General features: G+C 70.0%; 22 protein-coding genes, 1 tRNA gene and 1 riboswitch. Of the genes, 9 read left to right on the plus strand and 14 right to left on the minus strand.

From position 1 onward, the window contains the following. Positions 1-199 precede the first annotated feature (199 nt). Entirely contained in the window at positions 200-628 is a 429-nt protein-coding gene (locus ACIA8X_RS07165) for an SsgA family sporulation/cell division regulator (protein ID WP_393457365.1), read from the plus strand. Between the two features lie 3 nt (positions 629-631). Here ACIA8X_RS07165 and ACIA8X_RS07170 read toward each other — a convergent pair whose 3' ends face one another. Continuing rightward, positions 632-1,105, minus strand: coding sequence for an Lrp/AsnC family transcriptional regulator (locus tag ACIA8X_RS07170; RefSeq protein ID WP_393457362.1), 474 nt, complete (start codon positions 1,103-1,105; stop codon positions 632-634). A gap of 108 nt (positions 1,106-1,213) precedes the next feature. On the opposite strand from ACIA8X_RS07170, the gene ACIA8X_RS07175 reads away from it, so the two are divergent. The 3 genes from ACIA8X_RS07175 to ACIA8X_RS07185 all read left to right on the plus strand — a co-directional run bounded on the left by ACIA8X_RS07175 (position 1,214) and on the right by ACIA8X_RS07185 (position 3,521). Beyond that, on the plus strand, positions 1,214-2,086 hold the full coding sequence (locus tag ACIA8X_RS07175) for a class I SAM-dependent methyltransferase (RefSeq protein WP_399457941.1): 873 nt from the start codon (positions 1,214-1,216) through the stop codon (positions 2,084-2,086). Positions 2,087-2,267: 181 nt separating this feature from the next. Further along, the gene (locus ACIA8X_RS07180) at positions 2,268-3,170 is read left to right on the plus strand and encodes an LLM class flavin-dependent oxidoreductase (protein ID WP_399457942.1); all 903 of its coding nucleotides are present in this window, start codon (positions 2,268-2,270) and stop codon (positions 3,168-3,170) included. A 192-nt stretch (positions 3,171-3,362) separates the two neighbouring features. Further along, the gene (locus ACIA8X_RS07185) at positions 3,363-3,521 is read left to right on the plus strand and encodes a hypothetical protein (RefSeq protein WP_399457943.1); all 159 of its coding nucleotides are present in this window, start codon (positions 3,363-3,365) and stop codon (positions 3,519-3,521) included. Here the strand turns inward: ACIA8X_RS07185 and ACIA8X_RS07190 are convergent. Then, the gene (locus tag ACIA8X_RS07190) at positions 3,489-3,890 is read right to left on the minus strand and encodes a VOC family protein (protein ID WP_393457350.1); all 402 of its coding nucleotides are present in this window, start codon (positions 3,888-3,890) and stop codon (positions 3,489-3,491) included. The genes ACIA8X_RS07185 and ACIA8X_RS07190 overlap by 33 nt on opposite strands. Before the next feature lie 127 nt (positions 3,891-4,017). On the opposite strand from ACIA8X_RS07190, the gene ACIA8X_RS07195 reads away from it, so the two are divergent. Beyond that, entirely contained in the window at positions 4,018-5,469 is a 1,452-nt protein-coding gene (locus ACIA8X_RS07195) for an alginate lyase family protein (protein WP_399457980.1), read from the plus strand. Between the two features lie 229 nt (positions 5,470-5,698). Here the strand turns inward: ACIA8X_RS07195 and ACIA8X_RS07200 are convergent, their stop codons facing one another. After that, positions 5,699-7,099 (minus strand): DUF445 domain-containing protein, encoded by a 1,401-nt coding sequence (locus ACIA8X_RS07200; protein WP_393457347.1) that lies wholly within the window; start codon positions 7,097-7,099, stop codon positions 5,699-5,701. 198 nt (positions 7,100-7,297) lie between these two features. Here ACIA8X_RS07200 and ACIA8X_RS07205 point away from each other — a divergent pair, with 198 nt between their 5' ends. Continuing rightward, complete coding sequence (locus ACIA8X_RS07205) at positions 7,298-8,635, plus strand: SGNH/GDSL hydrolase family protein (protein ID WP_393457344.1); 1,338 nt, start codon at positions 7,298-7,300, stop codon at positions 8,633-8,635. 88 nt (positions 8,636-8,723) lie between these two features. Here ACIA8X_RS07205 and ACIA8X_RS07210 read toward each other — a convergent pair whose 3' ends face one another. The 4 genes from ACIA8X_RS07210 to ACIA8X_RS07225 all read right to left on the minus strand — a co-directional run bounded on the left by ACIA8X_RS07210 (position 8,724) and on the right by ACIA8X_RS07225 (position 12,247). Continuing rightward, positions 8,724-9,542, minus strand: a complete 819-nt coding sequence (locus ACIA8X_RS07210; RefSeq protein ID WP_393457341.1) for a DUF1707 domain-containing protein — start codon at positions 9,540-9,542, stop codon at positions 8,724-8,726. Between the two features lie 33 nt (positions 9,543-9,575). Then, on the minus strand, positions 9,576-10,562 hold the full coding sequence (locus ACIA8X_RS07215; RefSeq protein ID WP_393457648.1) for an ATP-binding cassette domain-containing protein: 987 nt from the start codon (positions 10,560-10,562) through the stop codon (positions 9,576-9,578). A gap of 70 nt (positions 10,563-10,632) precedes the next feature. Then, positions 10,633-11,454, minus strand: coding sequence for an ABC transporter permease (locus ACIA8X_RS07220; protein WP_393457338.1), 822 nt, complete (start codon positions 11,452-11,454; stop codon positions 10,633-10,635). Beyond that, entirely contained in the window at positions 11,447-12,247 is an 801-nt protein-coding gene (locus tag ACIA8X_RS07225) for an ABC transporter permease (protein ID WP_393457645.1), read from the minus strand. The genes ACIA8X_RS07220 and ACIA8X_RS07225 overlap by 8 nt, the downstream gene beginning before the upstream one ends. A 234-nt stretch (positions 12,248-12,481) precedes the next feature. Between ACIA8X_RS07225 and ACIA8X_RS07230 the strand changes: the two genes are divergently transcribed. Beyond that, positions 12,482-14,860 carry a transglycosylase domain-containing protein gene (locus tag ACIA8X_RS07230; RefSeq protein WP_399457944.1) on the plus strand — a complete coding sequence of 793 codons (2,379 nt, stop codon included), beginning with the start codon at positions 12,482-12,484 and terminating at the stop codon, positions 14,858-14,860. Between the two features lie 33 nt (positions 14,861-14,893). Here the strand turns inward: ACIA8X_RS07230 and ACIA8X_RS07235 are convergent, their stop codons facing one another. The 3 genes from ACIA8X_RS07235 to ACIA8X_RS07245 all read right to left on the minus strand — a co-directional run bounded on the left by ACIA8X_RS07235 (position 14,894) and on the right by ACIA8X_RS07245 (position 16,115). Continuing rightward, entirely contained in the window at positions 14,894-15,214 is a 321-nt protein-coding gene (locus ACIA8X_RS07235; RefSeq protein WP_399457945.1) for a DMT family transporter, read from the minus strand. A 33-nt stretch (positions 15,215-15,247) separates the two neighbouring features. Further along, a riboswitch (guanidine-III (ykkC-III) riboswitch) is annotated at positions 15,248-15,319 on the minus strand. A 55-nt stretch (positions 15,320-15,374) separates the two neighbouring features. After that, positions 15,375-15,731, minus strand: a complete 357-nt coding sequence (locus ACIA8X_RS07240) for a co-chaperone GroES (RefSeq protein ID WP_093908173.1) — start codon at positions 15,729-15,731, stop codon at positions 15,375-15,377. A gap of 54 nt (positions 15,732-15,785) precedes the next feature. Further along, the gene (locus ACIA8X_RS07245; protein WP_393457329.1) at positions 15,786-16,115 is read right to left on the minus strand and encodes a DUF3618 domain-containing protein; all 330 of its coding nucleotides are present in this window, start codon (positions 16,113-16,115) and stop codon (positions 15,786-15,788) included. A gap of 95 nt (positions 16,116-16,210) precedes the next feature. Between ACIA8X_RS07245 and bcp the strand changes: the two genes are divergently transcribed. Further along, positions 16,211-16,678, plus strand: coding sequence for a thioredoxin-dependent thiol peroxidase (gene bcp, locus ACIA8X_RS07250; RefSeq protein ID WP_393457326.1), 468 nt, complete (start codon positions 16,211-16,213; stop codon positions 16,676-16,678). Positions 16,679-16,717: 39 nt separating this feature from the next. Continuing rightward, positions 16,718-16,801, plus strand: a tRNA-Leu gene (locus ACIA8X_RS07255). 25 nt (positions 16,802-16,826) lie between these two features. Here ACIA8X_RS07255 and rdgB read toward each other — a convergent pair. The 4 genes from rdgB to ACIA8X_RS07275 form a co-directional block, all read right to left on the minus strand. Then, positions 16,827-17,432: an RdgB/HAM1 family non-canonical purine NTP pyrophosphatase gene (gene rdgB / locus ACIA8X_RS07260; RefSeq protein ID WP_393457323.1), complete on the minus strand. Its 606-nt coding sequence runs from the start codon at positions 17,430-17,432 to the stop codon at positions 16,827-16,829. A gap of 180 nt (positions 17,433-17,612) precedes the next feature. Further along, on the minus strand, positions 17,613-18,017 hold the full coding sequence (locus ACIA8X_RS07265) for a hypothetical protein (RefSeq protein ID WP_399457946.1): 405 nt from the start codon (positions 18,015-18,017) through the stop codon (positions 17,613-17,615). 148 nt (positions 18,018-18,165) lie between these two features. Beyond that, positions 18,166-18,903 (minus strand): ribonuclease PH, encoded by a 738-nt coding sequence (rph, locus tag ACIA8X_RS07270; protein ID WP_393457642.1) that lies wholly within the window; start codon positions 18,901-18,903, stop codon positions 18,166-18,168. Between the two features lie 129 nt (positions 18,904-19,032). Beyond that, a complete protein-coding gene (locus ACIA8X_RS07275) occupies positions 19,033-19,266 on the minus strand; it encodes a glucose PTS transporter subunit EIIB (RefSeq protein WP_048583244.1) in 234 nt (77 codons plus the stop codon). Positions 19,267-19,295: the final 29 nt, after the last annotated feature.

Genomic DNA, 19,295 nt, shown 5'->3' on the forward strand with positions numbered 1-19,295 from the left:
TCCAGTTGCCTGCTGAGCTGCTGAGCTGCTGATGGGCGGCGGGCGAGTTTGTCAGCGTAGATGACTAAAATCTCAACTAAACGGTTCGCGTGATTTAGATCACAGGGTGCGGGTTCCGGTTCGGCGTAATCAAAGGGCCCGCCGCCGAGTCGAGAAGGCGCGATGTCACCTACGCCACCTACACCGGAGCAGACCGACCATGCGCCACACCCTCCAGACCTTCCAACAGCCCGCCCGCGCGCGCCTCATCACCCCCGGCTACCGGCAACTGCCGATACGCCCCACCCTGCGTTACTCCGCCGCCGACCCCTTCGCCGTGAGCATCGACTTCCCCGCCCACGTCTCGGACGACGAGCGGGGGGCCACGTGGACGTTCGCCCGCTCGCTGCTGGAGGAGGGGCTCGGCGGGAGCGGTACGGCCGGGATCGGGGACGTCCGCATCGTGCCGTGCGGGCGGTCCCGCACGGTCGTGGAGTTCCACGCGCCGCACGGCATGGCCGCGATCCGGTTCGGTACGGCCTCGCTCCGACGGTTCCTGCAACGGTCGTACGCCGTCGTCGGGCCGGGGAGAGAGGACCTGGGGCCGGAGCTGGACCACGGACTCATGTCGCTGCTCGACGGGGTCTGAGGCTCAGCCCGCGTCCCGACCGTTCTCCATGGGCGTCAGCACGCGTGTCTCCGTCCGCCGGTAGATAACCGAGCTGCGGAAGCTCACCACCTCGCGCCGGGCGCTGAAGCGGTCCATGAGGAAGGCGTGCAGGTGCTCGATGTCCGGGACGGCCACATGGACGAGGAAGTCGTCGTCGCCGGAGACCACGAAGACCGAGACGACCTCGGGGAGTCGGGTCAGATAGCCCTCGAAGTCGTGGATCACCTCACGGCTGAGCGGGCGCAGGCGGGCGAAGACCAGCGCCTGGAGCGAGCGGCCCAGCAGGCGTGGCTGTACGGCAGCGTGGTAGCCGGTGATCACACCGCGGGCGCGCAGGGCGCGGACCCGTTCCAGGCAGGTGGAGGGTGCGATGCCGATCCTGCGGGCGAGTTCGCGGTTGGTGAGCCGTGCATCGCGCTGGAGATGGGTGAGGATCGCCGAATCAGTGTCGTCCATGGCCGCCATTCTTCCCGGGACACCGAATTTCGTTCGGGCGAGCCGCCCAACTCCCGTACCACGCCCTACATTTCCCTCGTCCGCCGGACCGAAGGGAGCCGTCCCCTGATGACGACCGCGACGACCGCAACGACAACCGCAACGACGACCGCTGAGGCGCTGGACCAAGCCGTCCACCACTACGACCGTTTCCTCGCCGAGCACTACACCTGGATGCTCGGCGGCGATCTCGACGCGCTCGCCGCGGTGCAGCGCGCCTCCCTCTCGGCGTGGGGTGTGACCCCGGAGTCCGCGGCCGGTCCGGCGGGCGGGGCGCTCGCCGTGGATCTGGGGTGCGGGCCGGGGCACGCGAGCCTCGCGCTGGCCGGGCTGGGCTTCGACTCCGTCCTCGCGGTCGATCTGAGCCGGCCGTTGCTGGACGAACTCGCCGCCCACGCGGCCGACTTGAGCGCGGTACGGCCGGTGCGGGCGGATGTGCGCTCGGCGCTGCGGGAGCTGGTGCGGCCCGGGTCGGCGGCAGCCGTCGTCTGTCTGGGGGACACGCTGACGCATCTGCCGACCCGCGGTGACGTGGCCGCCCTCTTCGCCGATGCCGCCGCCGCGCTCGCGCCCGGCGGGACGGCCGTGTTCGGCTACCGCGACCTGACGGTCCCGCTCACCGGCACCGACCGTTTCCTCCCGGTCCGGGCCACCGAGAACCGGATCATGACCTGCTTCCTGGAGTACCCGGACGACTACAACGACTACACGGTCGTCGTGCACGACCTGATCCACACCCGGGACGGCGCGGACGCCGACTGGACCCTCACCGCCCACAGTTACCGCAAACTGCGGCTCTCCCACGCCTGGGTGCTGGAGCAACTCCGCACCGCCGGGCTGCGCGTGCGGCACGAGGAGAGCGGGCCGGGGGGCATGCGGACGGTCGTACTCGAACGGGCCTCCGCATGCCCTTCGATGTCCCGCCCTCCTATGTCCCGGTGACATCAAATCGTTTGTCCCGCGAAGTCGGCTCGGCCTACTGTGAGCCGACTTCGAAGAGACGTTCCCCCGGAAACACGCCGCAGAACGGGAGCGTCCCACCTCACTGAGGCCCATCGGGATCACTGAGGTGCAGGAGGGGCGGCAGCTGTCTTTGTCGACCCCTCATTCCGGAGGCTCCTCCATGACCAACGTCGGTACGAACGTGGGCATCGGCCTGCCCATCGGCGACCCGGCCGCCCTGCTCACCTGGGCCCGGCGCGCCGAAGCCGGCCCCTTCAGCACGCTCGGTCTGCTCGACCGGCTCGTGTACGACAACCCCGAGCCGCTGGTCGCCCTGTCGGTCCTGGCGGGCGCCACCTCACGCATCTGCGTCCAGACCGAGGTCCTGCTCGCCCCGCTGCGTGACACCGCCCTGCTGGCCAAGCAGGCCGCCACCCTGGACCGGATGACCGGCGGCAACCGCCTCGTCCTCGGCCTGGGCGTCGGCGGCCGGGACGACGACCATCGCGCCGCGGGCACCGACCTGCGCACCCGGGGCCGGCGCCTGGACCAGCAGATGGCGTTGATGTGCCGCCTGTGGTGGGGCGAACCGTACGTCGGCGTCGGCGACGGCGACGGTCTCAGCTACGACGGCCGTGTCGGTGTCGGCCCGATCGGTCCGGCGCCCGCCCGGCCCGGCGGCCCTCAGGTGCTGTTCGGCGGCTTCAAGCCCGCCGCCCTCGAACGCGTCGCCCGCTGGGGCGACGGCTTCCTCTCCGCCGCACCGGCTTCCTGGGCGGGCGGCCTGTTCGACACCGTCCGAGGCTTCTGGAAGGAGTACGGCCGCGACGGCGAACCCCGCCTCGTGGCCCAGGTGAACGTCGCGCTCGGCCCACCGGACGTGCTCGACGACGCGCGTGCCCGCATGCACGCCTACTACGCCTTCACCGGCATGGCCAACCGCATGGTGGCCGGCCTGCTGACCTCCCCCGCCGAGATCCGTACCGCGCTCACCGCGTTCGCCGACCTGGGCGCCGACGAGGTCATGCTCTACTGCTACGGCCTCGACCCGGACCAGGTGGACCGCCTGGCCGAACTGGTGTGACGCCCGTCCGGTAGCACCCGCTGAGCGCCCACCCCGTAACACCCCTGGAGGCCACGTGTTACTGCTGCTCCTGCTGTTCGTCGTCGTCGCGGTGATCGCCGCGGTGGCTCTGTGCGGATACGGCGGCAGCACACTGGCCGACCAGGGCATCCGGCGCGCGAGCGCCCCCGTCCGGCTGCGCGGCCCCTCCAGGTGGGCGGCATCTCCGAGGTCGTCGACCGCCACGACGTCGTGCTCGTCCACGTCGACAAGCGGGGCGTTCTCGCCGCGCGGGACCGCGAGACGCGGGCGTTGCGCCGGGCGTTCGCCGGCCCTCGGTCACGGCTGGTCGCGCACGTCATCCCGGACTGAACTCCGCGCGGCGGGCAGGTGCGTCAGCACGTTCACGACCCGCCCGTTCGGGTCCCGTACGAAGAACCGCCGTACCCCCCACTCCTCGTCCCGGATCTCCCGGACCACCTCCGCGCCCGACGCCAGCACGCGCGCGTACACCGCGTCGACGTCCTCGACCTCCACGCTCAGGTCGGAGACGACGGGGGCGGTGCGTTCCTCGGTGAAGAAGCTGATCTGGGCGGTGGGGTTGGCGGGGGACGCCATGGTGGTCACCCAGCCCAGGTCCATGGCCTCCTCGAAGCCGAGGAGGCCGTAGAAATCGCGGCTGGTCGCCATCTGTTCCTCCGCCTCGACCTGGATGTTGGGGACGATCCTGCGGATGGTCATTGCTGCGGCTCCTGATCGGCATCCGGAGTTTCTGTTATCCCCCGCAGTCTCCCCCCGTCTCCTCACCGTCCCCAGCCGCAGGCACGCGAGGAATGACGACGTGACACGACAGATCAGCCGCCGGAGCATGCTCAAGGCCGCGGGCGCGGCAGCCGGAGCCGTCGGTATCGGTACGGCCGTACTGCCCACCCCCGCCGTCGCGGCCGGCGCCTACGCGCACCCCGGCCTTCTGCACACCCGCGCCGACCTGGACCGTATGGCCGCCAAGGTGAAGGCGGGCGCGGAACCCTACAAGGCCGGTTTCGAGAGGCTGGCCACCAACCCGCACGCGCAGAGCACATGGCGGCCGCGCCCCGCCGCCACGGTCTACCGGGGCGCGGGCACCCCGCAGAACTACGCGGCGCTCTACAAGGACATCCATTCCGCCTACCAGAACGCCCTGCGCTGGCACATCAGCGGCGACAGTGCCCACGCGGACACCGCCGTCGAGATCCTCAACGCCTGGTCGGCCACGCTGACCAGCGTGCAGGGCAGCGCGGACCGGTTCCTCGCGGCGGGTCTGTACGGCTACCAGTTCGCCAACGCCGCCGAACTCGTGCGCGACCACGGCGACTTCGAGCTCGGCAGGTTCCAGGAGATGCTGACCAAGGTCTTCGCGCCGCTCAGCGACGACTTCCTGGTCAGGCACAACGGCGCCGTCGTCAGCAACTACTGGACCAACTGGGACCTGGCGAACATGGCCTGCGTCCTGGCGACCGGCATCTTCTGCGACGACAAGGCCCAGGTCGCCCGCGCCGTCGAGTACTTCAAGCACGGCGAGGGCCTCGGCTCGATCAGGAACGCGATCCCCGTCGTGCACGACGACGGACTCGCCGAGTGGCTGGAGGCCGGCCGCGACCAGGGGCACGCCCTGCTCGGCGTCGGCCTGATGGGCACCTTCTGCGAGATGGCGTGGAACCAGGGCATCGACCTCTACGGCTACGACGACAGCCGCTTCCTCAAGGGCGCCCAGTACGTCGCCAAGTGGGCCATGGGCGGGGACGTTCCGTTCACCGACAACACCCGCAGGAAGGGCGCGATCAACGGCTGGTCGGGCTCGGAGACCGTGACCGAGGCCGCGCCCGTGAACCCGGCGATGACCCGCCCCATCTGGGCGATGATCGCCAACCACTACACCAAGCGCCGGGGCCTGTCGGCGACGTACCTCACGCAGATCGTCGCGAAGTCCGGGCCGGAGGGCGGCGGCGGGAACTACGGCCCCGACAGCGGCGGCTACGACCAGCTCGGCTTCGGCACGCTGGCGTTCACGCGGGACAAGGCGCAGGGGGGCGGGGGCACGGGGAGTGCGTCGAGCCCGTCCCCGTCGGCATCGGCAGCCGCGTCGGCCGGCGCCGGGTCGGACCCGCGACCGCAGACGGGGACCACGGCCGCCCCCTCCGCATCCGCCGCCTCCGGCGACCTCGCCGCCACCGGCTCCAACGAGACCGTCGCCTGGACCGCCGCCACCGGCATCACCGCCCTCGCAGGCGGCCTCCTCCTACTGCGCCGCCGCGACCGCGCCCGCCGCGAGGCGCAGTAAGGGCCACGCAGGCGCGGTCTCCGGTCCCGGCTCTCACCACGAGGAGAGCCGGGACCGGCCCCACAGGGACTCCGGCCGGCTAAGCGTCCCTGGCGAATTCGGCTGCGGTCCGGCCACGCCCTCAGGGGCGCGGGGCTGTGTCGATTTGCGGCTCCGCCGCGTGGGCGCGACCAGCCACAACGCAGCCGCAGACGAACCACAACCCACCACGGCCCAACCAGCGGAGCGCCTACGCCCCCAACGCCCGCGACACCGTATAGATCACCAACCCGGCCAACGACCCCACCACCGTGCCGTTGATCCGAATGAACTGCAGGTCACGCCCAATATGCGCCTCGATCTTCTTCGTCGTGTGCTCGGCGTCCCAGCTCGCCACGGTGTCGGTGATCAGGGAGGTGATCTCCTTGCGGTACGTCGTCACGACGTGCACCGCGGCGTCCTCGACCCAGCGGTCCACCTTGTTCTGCATGGACGGCTCGGCGGCCATGCGGGCGCCCAGGGACAGCAGGGAGGCCCGCACGCGCAGGCGCAACTCGCTGCGCTCGTCCTCGGCCGCCGACACGATCATGGCGCGAACGGCCGTCCAGGCGGACGCGATCAGGTCCTGCACCTCGCCCCGGGCCAGCACCTCGCCCTTCAGCCGCTCCACGCGCGCGCGGGTGTCGGTGTCGGACTGCAGGTCGGAGGCGAAGTCGATGAGGAACCGGTCGAGGGCGCCGCGGGCCGGGTGGGAGGGCATGTCGCGCATCTCGACGCAGAAGCGGACCAGCTCCTTGTAGACACGCTCGCCGACCCTGCGGTCGACGAACCTCGGCGTCCAGCCGGGCGCGCCGCCCTGCACGGCGTCCATCACGTCGTCGCCGTGCAGCACCAGCCAGTCGTACGCCCTCGTCACGATCAGGTCGACGGCCCGCTTGTGGCCGCCGTCGGCGACGATCCCCTCCAGCAGCTTTCCTATGCCGGGCGCGATCTCCCGGGCGTCGGCCCGCCGGGTGATCGCCTCGCCGACCACCGCCTGGACGTCGGAGTCGCGCAGCACCGTCAGGGCACCTCTGAGTGCCGTCGCCAGCTCGGCCGTCACCCGGTCGGCGTGCGCCGGTTCCGCCAACCAGGCGCCCAGCCGGCTGCCGATGCCGACGGCGCGCAGCCGCTGCCGTACGACGTCCTCGGAGAGGAAGTTCTCCCCGACGAACTCGCCCAGCGAGACCCCCAGCTGGTCCTTCTTGTTGGGGATGATCGCGGTGTGCGGGATGGGGATGCCCAGCGGATGGCGGAACAGGGCCGTGACCGCGAACCAGTCGGCGAGCGCGCCGACCATGCCGGCCTCGGCGGCCGCGGCGACATAGCCCGCCCAGGCGCCGGCGCCCTCGTTCGACGCCCATTTGGCGAGGACGTAGATCAGCGCCACGAGCAGCAGCATCCCGGTCGCGGTGATCTTCATCTGCCGTACGCCGCGCTGCTTCTCCTCGTCGGCTGCGGTGAACGTCGTCATCGCGCGTACGGCCGATGCGGGGACACGCCGGTTATCGGCGGCATCCGTCCGGGCATGCTGCTCTACGTCAGGCGTTCCCGTTTCATCCGGATTCGTACGTTCCATCCGCTCCACCCGTCCAGGATCCCCCGCACACATTGTCCCTACCTGACCGACTCCTGGAACGAATCAAGAGTTCCCGGCGTCTGTCCGGTGGGGGGAGGTCGATGGCGAACTCCGGATGAACTCCGGCGGCCCAATGGGGGGTCCGTGCAACTCCCCTCTGCCTTATGACGCATCATGAGGTGATCACATCGGAGCCTCGGGCTCCCATCCGCCCGAGGAGACACGCACCGCATGACCAGGCGAAACGGTTATGCCCTGCTTTCGGGGGTTATCGCACTGATTGTGGCGGTCTCGGTCGCCATATATGTCTCAGTCGCCTCCTACGACGGAACCACGACCGCCAGGAGCGCCCCCACCAGGGAAGGCAGCCAGCGAGGCCCCGCCGCCCCCGCCTCCACCGGCATCTGGGTCGGCGCCTGGTCCGCGTCCCCGGTCGGCGCCGAGCCCGGCACCGAGGTCGAGGGCCTGGTGGGCCGTTCGGTACGCAACGTCGTGCACACGAGTGTCGGCGGTACGAGTGCCCGGATCACGCTGTCCAACCTGTACGGCCAGTCGGCGCTGACGATCACGCACGCGTCGATCGCCGTGGCCGCCGGTACCGGGACCGCGGCCGCCGTCGCGGAGACCATGCGGCGGCTGACCTTCGGCGGCAACACAACGGTCGTCGTCCCGCCGGGGCAGCAGGTGCTGAGCGACGCCGTGCGCCTGGCGATCCAGGCGGACGCCGACGTCCTGGTCACCACCTACTCCCCCACGCCGTCCGGCCCGGTGACCTTCCACCCCCACGCGCGCCAGACCAGTTACGTCGCGGAGGGCGACCTCACCGAGGACGCGACCGGCGTGGGCTACACGGGGCAGGTCGAGTCCTGGCGGTACCTGACCGCGCTGGACGTGCTCAGCAACGAGTCCGACGGCACCGTCGTGGTCTTCGGCGACTCCCTGACCGACGGCATCACGTCCACCTCGAACGCCAACCGCCGCTGGACGGACGTCCTGTCGCGCCGGCTGCGCGAGGCCGTCGCCACCGGGGCTGACGTGCCGCGCTACAGCGTCGTCAACCAGGGCATCAGCGGCAACCAGATCCTGGCCAGCGGCTCCGGGCGCCCCGCGGACAACCAGGCCGGCGTCGGCCGCTTCCACCGCGACGTGCTCTCCCGTACGAACGTCAAGGTCGTCGTCATCGACCTCGGCGTCAACGACATCCTGCGCAACCCGAACCTCGCCGACCCCGACCGCATCCTCGACGGCCTGCGCACCATGGTCCGCCAGGCCCACGCCCGCGGCCTGAAGGTCGTCGGCGCGACCCTGATGCCCTTCCAGGGCCACCGCGGCTACACCGACGCCCGCGAGAACGTCCGCCAGCAGATCAACGCCGAGATCCGCGCGGGCCGGGTCTTCGACGCGGTCGCCGACTTCGACAAGGCCGTGCGCGACCCGTACAACCCCCGCAAGTTCCGCCCCGACTACGACTCGGGCGACCACCTCCACCCGAGCGACAAGGGCTACGAGCAGATGGCGGAAACCTTCAACCTCCAGGACCTGAAGGGAGCGGCACCGGCGGAGCTGTAGGGGGGCGATGGCAGGGCTGTAGGGGTCGATCGGGCCGGGGTGGCTCCGACCCGGCCGTTCAACCTCGTCCCGCACCCGCCCCGGCCGTTCAGTCCTCGTCCCGCTCCCGGGCCCGCCGCCGCCGATGACCCCGCTCATCATGCCCATGGCGCCACAGGTCCCGATGCTCGTCGAGCATCCGTCGATGCGCCTCGTACTGCTCGTCCCGCACCGAACCCCGCAGCTCCCGCCGCTCGGCCTTGCGCTCCAGCTTCTCCCGCCGCCGCTCCTCCCGGAGCTCCTGCCGCTGGGCCCGCGTCAGCTTCCGCTCGACCGAGACACCGCCCCAGAAGGCGAACCCGGTGACGATCACCCGAGGCGCCCCGGGCTCCGCCGACTCGCTCTCCTCAAGGTGATCGAAGCCCCCCATGACCCCGATCCCCCGCATCACCACCTCGACGCCCGGCGGCACGATCACCTCCACGCCGCCCATGATCGCGACGCAGTTGATCACGACCTCCCGGTCGGCGAAGTCGGCATCCCGCAGATCGAGCTCCCCGCCCCCCATGAAGGCGACGGCGGTGAACCGCCTCGGCACCGTCCAGCGCCCCTTGCGCTGGAACCCCGACATCACGGCGACGCCCCACGTCGAGGAACCTTCACCGCCGACGATCCGCCCGGCCCAACTGCCGTCCACAGCACCGGACTTCTTGACCATGTCGACCTTGGGAACGGCCACCTCACCGACCGGCAGATCCCGGGTGATCGGCGCCAGATCCCCGTACGTACGCGCCTTGTACGTCGCCTCCAGCCGTTCCTCGAACTCCTCCATGTCGAGCCGCCCCTCCGCGAGGGCGTCCCGCAGGACCTCGGCGACTCGTTCACGATCGGCGTCGGACGCACGCAGCTCCGGGGCATCGTCGCTCATGTAGAGCAGCCTACGAGCAACCCCGCCCCGCGGCTACGAGACCGCCCGCCCTGCCCCCTCCGCCTGCTCCGCGTACATCTTCGCGATCACCGCCTCGATGTCCGGCTCCCGCACCGACAGATCCACCAGCGGATACTCCGCCGCGATACGCGCCACCAGCACCGCCGCCGACTCGGCCGCCGGAAACGCCAGCCACTGCCGCGGGCCCTCCACCTTCACCACGCGCGCGGGCGCCGCCTCGATCGGCGGCAGCTCACGCTCCAGGTCGACCACGAGGGTGCGCTCGCTCTCCCCCACCTCGTGCAGCCCGGCGAGCGGGCCGTCGTACATCATCCGCCCGTGGTCGATGACCATCACCCGCGAGCAGAGCTGCTCGATGTCCTGGAGGTCGTGCGTGGTCAGCAGCACCGTCGTGCCGCGCTCGGTGTTCACCTCCCGCAGGAACTCCCGGACCTTCGCCTTCGAGATCACGTCGAGCCCGATCGTCGGCTCGTCGAGGTACAGCACCTCGGGATCGTGCAGCAGGGCCGCCGCGATGTCGCCGCGCATCCGCTGGCCGAGCGAGAGCTGGCGCACGGGGACGTCCAACAGGGCGGCCAGGTCCAGGAGTTCGACCAGCCGGTCGAGGTTCTCGCGGTAACGGCCGTCCGGGATGCGGTACATGCGGTGCATCAGCTTGTACGAGTCGATCAGCGGCAGGTCCCACCACAGCGTCGTACGCTGCCCGAACACCACCCCGATGCGATGCGCGAGCCGCCTGCGCTCGCGGGACGGGTCGATGCCGGCGACGCGCAGCCGGCCGCCGCTCGGGGTCAGGATCCCCGTCAGCATCTTGATCGTCGTCGACTTGCCGGCGCCGTTCGGGCCGATGTAGCCCACCATCTCGCCGCGCGCCACGGTGAAGGAGATCGAGTCGACGGCCCGCACCTGCCGCCGCTCCCGCTTCAGGAAGCCGGTCTTCTTGCGTACGTCGAAGACCTTCTCGACGCCGTCGAGTTCGATGAACGCGCCGTCCTGCATGACTGTCCCCAACTCACCCGACTCGTCCAACTCACCCGTCTCGCCCAACTCGCCCAATTCCCCCAACTCCCTAACTCCCCGTACTCCGATACGAGCGCAGCCCGGCCCGCCACGCCAGACCGGCGAGCGCACAGCACGCCGCCGCCACCAGCGGTGAGGCGAAGGCCGTCCACTCGGGCAGGCCGATCGGGTACGGCCGCCCCAACACGTAGGCGGCGGGCACCCAGTTGACGAAGGCGAGCGGCAGCATGAAGGTCACCCCGCGCACCAGGTCCTTGCCGAACACGGTCGGCGGATACTGCAGCAGCGTCGTCCCGCCGTAGGTGAACGCGTTCTGCACCTCGGCCGCGTCCTGCACGAGAATCTGGAAGGCGGCGCCCGCCACGAACACCGCCGAGAAGATCGCCGCACCGCTGACCACCATCACCGGTACCAGCAGCACCTTCGCCGCGCTCCAGTCGACGTCGATCGCGACCACCGCGTACCCGAGGACGACCGCGCCCTGCGTGATCCGGCCCAGGCGGCGCAGCGCGAAGTGGTCCGCGCCGACCTGGGCGAGCACCGGCGCGGGCCGCACCAGCAGCGTGTCGAAGGAGCCGTCGCGGATCCGCCCGCCCAGGACGTCCATCGAGCCGAGCACCAGGTCGGCGATCCCGAACGACGTCACCGACAGCCCGTACAGGAAGGCGACTTCGGGCAGCGTCCAGCCGCCCAGCGAGTCGACCTGCGAGAACATCAGCAGGATCGCCACGAAGTCCAGGGCGGTCACGATCAGGTTGCCGAACACCGTGACCACGAAGGAGGTGCGGTAGGTCATGCTGGACCGCACCCACATCCCGGCGATCAGCCCGTAGGCACGCAGCCCCTCGGCGAGGCCGTAGCGCTCACCCACCCTGCACCACCACCCGCCGCGTCGCCGCCGACTGCAGCAGCCGCCCCGCCGTCAGCAGCACCACCGCCCAGGCCGCCTGGAAGGCGAACGCCCGGAGCGGATCGGTCTCCCCCATCAGCACGTCCGCCGGCATCTGGATCTGCGCCGCCCAGGGCAGCACCAGCACGATGTCGCCGAACACACCGGGGAAGGCGTTCAGGGGCAGCACCATGCCCGAGAAGAAGATCCCCGTGATCATCAGGAACTGGTTGACGCCCATGCCGTCCAGCAGCCAGAACACGCTCAGCGCCGCCAGATAGCGGATCGCGAAGCTGACCACCATCGCGAGCAGCAGCGCGACCAGACAGGCCGCCCAGGGGCCGGGCTCCGTCGGCAGCGCCATCGGGAAGAACAGGGCGCCGAACGCGAACGGGATCACGCCCCGTCCCAGCATCTGGAACAGCGCCCGCCCCATGTCGCCCGCCAGCCACCACAGTTGGAGATCGGCCGGCCGGTACAGGTCGACGGCGATCTCCCCGGTGCGGATTCGCTCCATCAGGTCCTTCTCGGCGCCGCCGCCCTGGATGGCCAGCGTCGCGTAGAGGCACTGCCCGAGCCACACATAAGTGACGGCCTGCGCCTGGTCGTAGCCCCCGAGGTGCGGTTTCTCGTCCCACAGCGCCAGATACGTGTAGACGAGGATCACGCCGAAGACGGTGTTGGTGAACACCCCGGCCGCCGTCGCGGCCCGATATGTCGCGTATCGTCTGAACCCGCCCACCGCGACGGCTAAGTACAACCGCCCCGAGCCCACATCCACAGCCCTCCTCGCCCGCGCCAGGCACCGAAGCGCAGGAGCCTAGTGCGCGGGTGACGAGGGCTGCCAGCCGTTTTCCCGGGGCGCCGACGCGAGAGCCCGCTCACTTTCCGCGGACACGCGCCGGTTTCCGGGAACGGAACGCCTGGTGCGAGAGTCTTCAATGGGGGCGCAGTCAGGCGTACGAGGCGTACCGGAACGTACGACGCGAAACAGGAGTCCGTGCACGACATGAGCGACGAGCAGCAGCCGCCACAGCAGCCGACCCCGAGCGCCGGTCGGCCGAAACGGACGGGCTGGCGGCGGATCATCCCGACCTGGCGGACGGTGCTCGGCACCTTCGTCATCGGCGCGTTGCTGCTGTTCGGGTTGTTCTTCCTCGGCTACTCCATGGTCAAGATCCCGCCGGCCAACGCGCTCGCCACCAAGCAGGCCAACGTCTATCTCTACGCGGACGGCTCCGTGATCGCCCGCGACGGCCAGGTCAACCGGGAGAACGTCACCCTCGCGCAGATCTCCAAGGACGGCCGGCACGCGATCCTGGCCGCCGAGGACCGCGACTTCTACACCGAGTCCGCGATCGACCCCAAGGCGATGCTCCGCGCCGCCTGGAAGACGGCCACCGGCGAGGGCAAGCAGTCCGGCTCCACGATCACCCAGCAGTACGTGAAGAACTACTACCTGGCCCAGGACCAGACCGTCACCCGAAAGGTGAAGGAGTTCTTCATCTCGATCAAGCTGGACCGCGAGAAGACCAAGGACGAGATCCTCGAGGGCTACCTCAACACCAGCTTCTTCGGCCGCAACGCCTACGGCATCCAGGCCGCCGCCCAGGCCTACTACGGCGTCGACGCGGCGGACCTCGACCCGGCCCGCGCCGCCTATCTGGCCGCTCTGGTCAACGCGCCCAGCGAGTACGACGTCGTCGCCCACCCGGAGAACAAGGCCGCGGCGGTGGCCCGTTGGAACTACGTCCTGGACGGCATGGTCACCAAGGGCTGGCTCAGCGAGAGCAAGCGGGCGGGCATGAAGTTCCCGATGCCGAAGGAGGCCACGGTCTCCACCAGCCTCTCGGGGCAGCGCGGTTACCTCGTGCGGATCGTGAAGGACTATCTGATCCAGAACAAGATCGCCACCGAGGACGCCCTGGAGGCCGGCGGCTACCGCATCACCACCACGATCCAGAAGGACAAGCAGGACGCCTTCGTCGACGCCGTCAACGACCAGCTGATCTCCAAGCTGGACAAGAAGAACAACAAGGTCGACACCTACGTCCGCGCGGGCGGCGCCTCCGTCGACCCGAAGACCGGCAAGGTCGTCGCGATGTACAACGGCATCGACTACGTGAAGCAGTACACCCCCAACGCCACCCGCCGGGACTTCCAGGTCGGCTCCACCTTCAAGCCGTTCGTGTTCACCTCGGCCGTGGAGAACGACTCCACCACGCAGGACGGCCGCCGGATCACCCCGAACACGATCTACGACGGCACCAACAAGCGTCCCGTGCAGGGCTGGACCGGGGAGTCCTACGCCCCCGAGAACGAGGACCAGTACTCCTACGGCGACATCAGCGTCCGTACGGCCACCGACAAGTCCGTCAACTCGGTGTACGCGCAGATGGCCGTGGACGTGGGCGCCGCGAAGGTGAAGGACACCGCGATCGAACTGGGCCTGCCCAGCGCCACCCCGGAGCTCTACGCCTCCCCGTCGATCGCGCTGGGTGTGGCGCACGCCAGCGTCCTCGACATGGCGGAGGCCTACGCGACGCTCGCCAACCACGGCAAGCACGGCACGTACACCATGATCGAGCGGGTCACCAAGGACGGCGCCGACGTCATCGAGCTGCCGAAGCGCAAGACCTCCCAGGCCATCAGCCGCGAGGCCGCCGACACCACCACCTCGGTCCTGCAGAGCGTGGTCGAGAACGGCACCGGCACCCCGGCCCAGGCCGCGGGCCGTCCGGCGGCGGGCAAGACGGGCACCGCGGAGGAGGACACCGCCGCCTGGTTCGCCGGCTACACCCCGGAACTCGCCACCGTCGTCGCGGTCATGGGCCAGGACCCGGTGACGGCCCACCACAAGTCCCTGTACGGCGCGCTGGGCGTGGACCGGATGAACGGCAGCGGCCCGCCCACCGCGATCTGGGCCCAGTTCACCAAGGAGGCCCTGAAGGGCAAGCCGGTCACCGAGTTCGACCTGGAGCTCCAGGAAGGCGCTGAGCTGCCCCAGTACCCGACGACCGACCCGACGAAGGGCGACCCCGGCACGGGCGGCCAGGACAACGGCGGCACCACCGGGGACACCACGGGCGGCGAGGACAGCGAGGGTACGACCGGCGGTGAGACGCCGGGCGAGACGGACGGCGGCACGACGGGCGACACGACGACGGGCGGCACGACCGACGGGGGCACGACCGACGGCGGCACCACGGGCGACACGACGACCGGCGGCACGACCACCGACGGCGGCACCACGGGCGACACGACGACCGGCGGCACAGACACCGGAGGCAGTACCGGCGGCGACACCTCCACCGGCGGGACGGACACCGGAGGCGGAGGGACGACGGGGACCACGGGCGGGCCGGGGAACTCGATCCTCAACGAGTGAGCGCCGGTCCCGCTCGGTGACCGCCGGGCCGACTCAGTGACCGCTGGTCGCCTTGAGCCCCACCACGGCGACCAGCAGCAGTGAGACGAAGAAGATCCGCGCGGCGGTGACCGGCTCCCCCAGCACCACCATGCCGAACACGGCCGCACCGGCCGCCCCGATCCCCACCCAGACGCCGTAGGCGGTACCGATGGGCAGGGACTTCGCGGCGTACGACAGCAGCAGCATGCTGGCGGCGATTCCGGCGCCGGTGAACAGGCTGGGGACGAGGCGGGTGAAGCCGTCGGTGTACTTCATACCGATCGACCAGCCGACCTCGAGCAGACCGGCGACGACGAGCAGGACCCAGGCCATGACGAGCACCCTTCGCAGAGACGGAAACCTGGCGGTGCGTCGTCTTTGCCTTCACCCGGTACGGCGCGTCTCGTCGGGGTCCTTTCAAAAGTAGCAAAAGAATGACGAAAGGGCTGGTGACCATGGTCACCAGCCGTTTTCGGACGGTCGATTCAGAGGTTCAGAGGTAGAGCCCCGTCGAGTCCTCCGAGCCCTCGAACCGGTCGGCGGCGACGGCGTGCAGATCACGCTCACGCATGAGCACATACGCGACCCCGCGCACCTCGACCTCGGCACGGTCCTCCGGGTCGTACAGCACCCGGTCGCCCACCTCGACGGTCCGTACGTTCTGCCCCACCGCGACGACCTCGGCCCAGGCCAGCCGACGGCCCACGGCCGCCGTGGCGGGGATCAGGATGCCGCCGCCCGAACGACGCTCGCCCTCACCGGTGTCCTGCCGCACGAGTACTCGGTCGTGCAGCATCCGGATGGGCAGCTTGTCGTGGTGGGTGCTGTGCTCGTTTCTGTTGGCGCTCACGCCCTGAACCTACCTGCCTTTGCCGCGTCCGTACGCCGCCGGGTCCGCCGTCACTCAGCCCTTGCGGCGCCGGGTGCCGAGCGCGAGCAGCCCCACGAGGCCGACGGCGACGAGCGCGACGGGCACGATCCGCTCGAGGCGGGGCGCCCCGTCGTCGTGGGTGAACTTGGCCTTGACATCGGTCACGGCCCGGTTGACCCCGACGTAGGCCCGTCCGAGCGTGTGGTCGATGTTCGACACGACCTTGGCCTTGGCGTCGCCGACGATCGTCTTCGGGTGCACCCGCACCCCGATCTCGTCGAGCGTCTCGGCCAGCGCTGCGCGGCGGGCGCTGATGTCCGCCTCGATCTGCGCCGGGGTTCTGGTGTCCGACGTGTCCGCCACCGTACGGCCTCCGAAGTGAAGCTGATGCTGTATCCGGACAGTCTGTCAGCTCCTCGCCGAACCGCACCGTCAGGCTCCCCGGTTAGGCTGGTCCGATGAGCGAGCGACTCCAGCCGGGGGACGTGGCCCCCGCCTTCACCCTGCCCGACGCCGACGGCAACGAGGTGTCCCTGTCGGACCACAAGGGCCGCAAGGTCATCGTCTACTTCTACCCGGCCGCCCTGACGCCCGGCTGCACCAAGCAGGCCTGCGACTTCACGGACAACCTGGAGCTGCTGGCCGGCGCCGGGTACGACGTCATCGGGATCTCCCCCGACAAGCCGGCGAAGCTCGCCAAGTTCCGGGACCAGGAGTCCCTGAAGATCACGCTGGTCGCGGACGAGGACAAGGCGGTCCTGGAGGCGTACGGCGCCTGGGGCGAGAAGAAGAACTACGGCAAGACGTATCTCGGCGTCATCCGCTCCACGGTGGTCGTGGACGAGGAGGGCAAGGTCGAGCGGGCGCTGTACAACGTGCGGGCGACCGGCCACGTGGCGAAGATCATCAAGGATCTGGGCATCTGACCACCCGGCCCGGCCAGTAGCATGGCCGGGCAAGGTCACGCGGCCGTGGTGGAATTGGCAGTCACGCTGGGTTTAGGTCCCAGTGGGGTAACACCCGTGAGGGTTCGAGTCCCTCCGGCCGCACCGTCTTCTTCCCGAGCTGCTCCCGCTACGGCGCGAGCAGCTCTCGTACGACCGGCACGAGCGCCCGGAACGCCTTGCCCCGGTGGCTGATCGCGTTCTTCTCCGCGGGGTCCAGCTCGGCGCACGTCCGCGTCTCACCCTCCGGCTGAAGGATCGGGTCGTACCCGAAGCCGTTCGTGCCGACCGGCGCGTGGCGCAGCGTCCCCCTCAACTGACCCTCGACGACCCGCTCCGTGCCGTCCGGCAGGGCAAGTGCAGCAGCGCAGGCGAAGTGGGCGCCGCGGTGGACGTCGTCGATGTCGCCCAGCTGGGCCAGCAGCAGGTCCAGGTTGGCCTTGTCGTCACCGTGCCGGCCGGCCCAGCGGGCCGAGAAGATGCCGGGCGCGCCGTTCAGGACGTCGACGCACAGTCCCGAGTCGTCGGCGACGGCGGGCAGACCGGTGGCCTGGGCCAGGGCATGCGCCTTCAGCAGTGCGTTCTCAGCGAAGGTGACGCCGGTTTCCTTGACGTCGGGGATATCCGGGTAGGCGTCCGCACCGACGAGGTCATGAGACAGACCTGCGTCGGCGAGGATCGCCCTGAGCTCGGTGATCTTCCCGGCGTTACGGGTGGCGAGGATGAGACGGGTCATGGGGACCAGTATCCCGTGGACCCCTTACCTCTTGACGCCCCCTCGGGCGCGCCCCGAAAGGGGCGCGGGGCTGTGTCGATATGCGGCTCCGCCGCGTGGGCGCGACCAGCCACGACGAACCCGCAGCCGACCACCCACAGAACCCGGCAGACGAGTAGAACCCGCCCAGCCAGCCCAGCGTTACGGCGTACAGACCTTCGTCAGCTCGCCCGCCGCCTCCGTCACCGGGCTGATGTCCGGCGTCTCGTCACCGTTCTTGACGGCGTCGCGGACGTTGGTGACGGCCGTCTGGAGGTCGTCCACGGCCTTGTTGACGTCGGCGTTGTCCGTCTTGTCACCGATCTTGTCGAGGTTCTTGTCGATGGAGGTCAGCGACTCCTCCAGCTGCGTAGGGTCGTTCGCGGCGCTCTCCACGGCCTGCTGGAGTTCCGTGACGCTGTCGGCTATGGCGTCGGCGGTCTGGACGCAGTCCATCGCCTTGCTGACGGCGTCACAGCCGGTGGTCAGCCCGGCCGTCAGCCCGACTGCCGCGATGGCTGCGGCGGCTTTGGCGGTACGGCTCCGGCGGCGTCGGCTCGTGGCCATGGTTGACGTTCCCTCCCTGCCTCAGGCCTCGCAGGCCCCCGTGTGCGTTGGCCGGGCGTACAGCGGTGTGCCGTACGCCCGTACCCCTAGTGACGCCGGGGAAGGCGGCGCGGTTGCCCGAAGCTGCGACTGGTTCTTGGCGTGCCCTTTACTTTTCGAAGACCGTATCAAGCGCCTTGCGCTGGAGTTCGGCCAGCTCCCCACAACCGGAAACGGCAAGGTCCAGAAGGGAGTTGAGCTCCTCGCGGGCGAAGGGCTCGGCCTCGGCGGTGCCCTGGACCTCGACGAAGCGGCCGTCGCCGGTGCAGACGACGTTCATGTCGGTGTCGGCCTTCACGTCCTCCTCGTAGCGCAGGTCGAGGAGCGGGACGCCGCCGACGATGCCGACCGAGACGGCGCTGACCGTGCCGGTGAGCGGCTTGCGGCCGGGCTTGATCAGCTTGCGGCCCTGGGCCCAGGAGACGGCGTCGGCGAGGGCGACGTAGGCGCCGGTGATGGCCGCCGTGCGCGTGCCGCCGTCGGCCTGGAGGACGTCGCAGTCGAGGACGATCATGTTCTCGCCGAGCGCCTTGTAGTCGATGACCGCGCGCAGGGAACGGCCGATGAGGCGGCTGATCTCGTGCGTACGGCCGCCGATCTTGCCCCGGACGGACTCGCGGTCGCCGCGGGTGTTGGTGGCGCGGGGCAGCATGGCGTACTCCGCGGTGACCCAGCCTTCGCCACTGCCCTTGCGCCAGCGCGGGACGCCCTCGGTGAAGGAGGCGGTGCACAGGACCTTCGTGTCGCCGAAGGAGACGAGGACGGAGCCCTCCGCGTGCTTGCTCCAGGCGCGTTCGATGGTGACCGGGCGGAGCTGGTCGGGGGTACGGCCGTCGATTCGAGGCAATGAGGACATGGCGTGAGCCTAGCCGCACATATGGAGGGGCCCCTCCCGCGGTGGGAAGGGGCCCTCAAGGGTCAAGCCGGTGGAGACGGAAGTCTCTCAGGGGGTGAAGCCCGGGATGATCCCGCGGCTTCACATCATGTCTTCGATCTCCGCCGCGATCGGGTCGGCGTCGGTGCCGATGACGACCTGGATGGCCGTGCCCATCTTCACGACGCCGTGGGCGCCGGCGGCCTTCAGGGCGGTCTCGTTGACCAGCGCGGGGTCGCTGACCTCGGTGCGGAGCCGGGTGATGCAGCCCTCGATCTCCTCGATGTTGTCGATGCCGCCGAGCCCGGCGACGATCTTCTCAGCCTTGGTGGCCATTTCGTTCTCCTCACGCACTGTTGGCCCAA

Origin of the sequence: Streptomyces sp. NPDC051738 (assembly GCF_044453205.1) — a bacterium.
Lineage (GTDB): Bacteria > Actinomycetota > Actinomycetes > Streptomycetales > Streptomycetaceae > Streptomyces.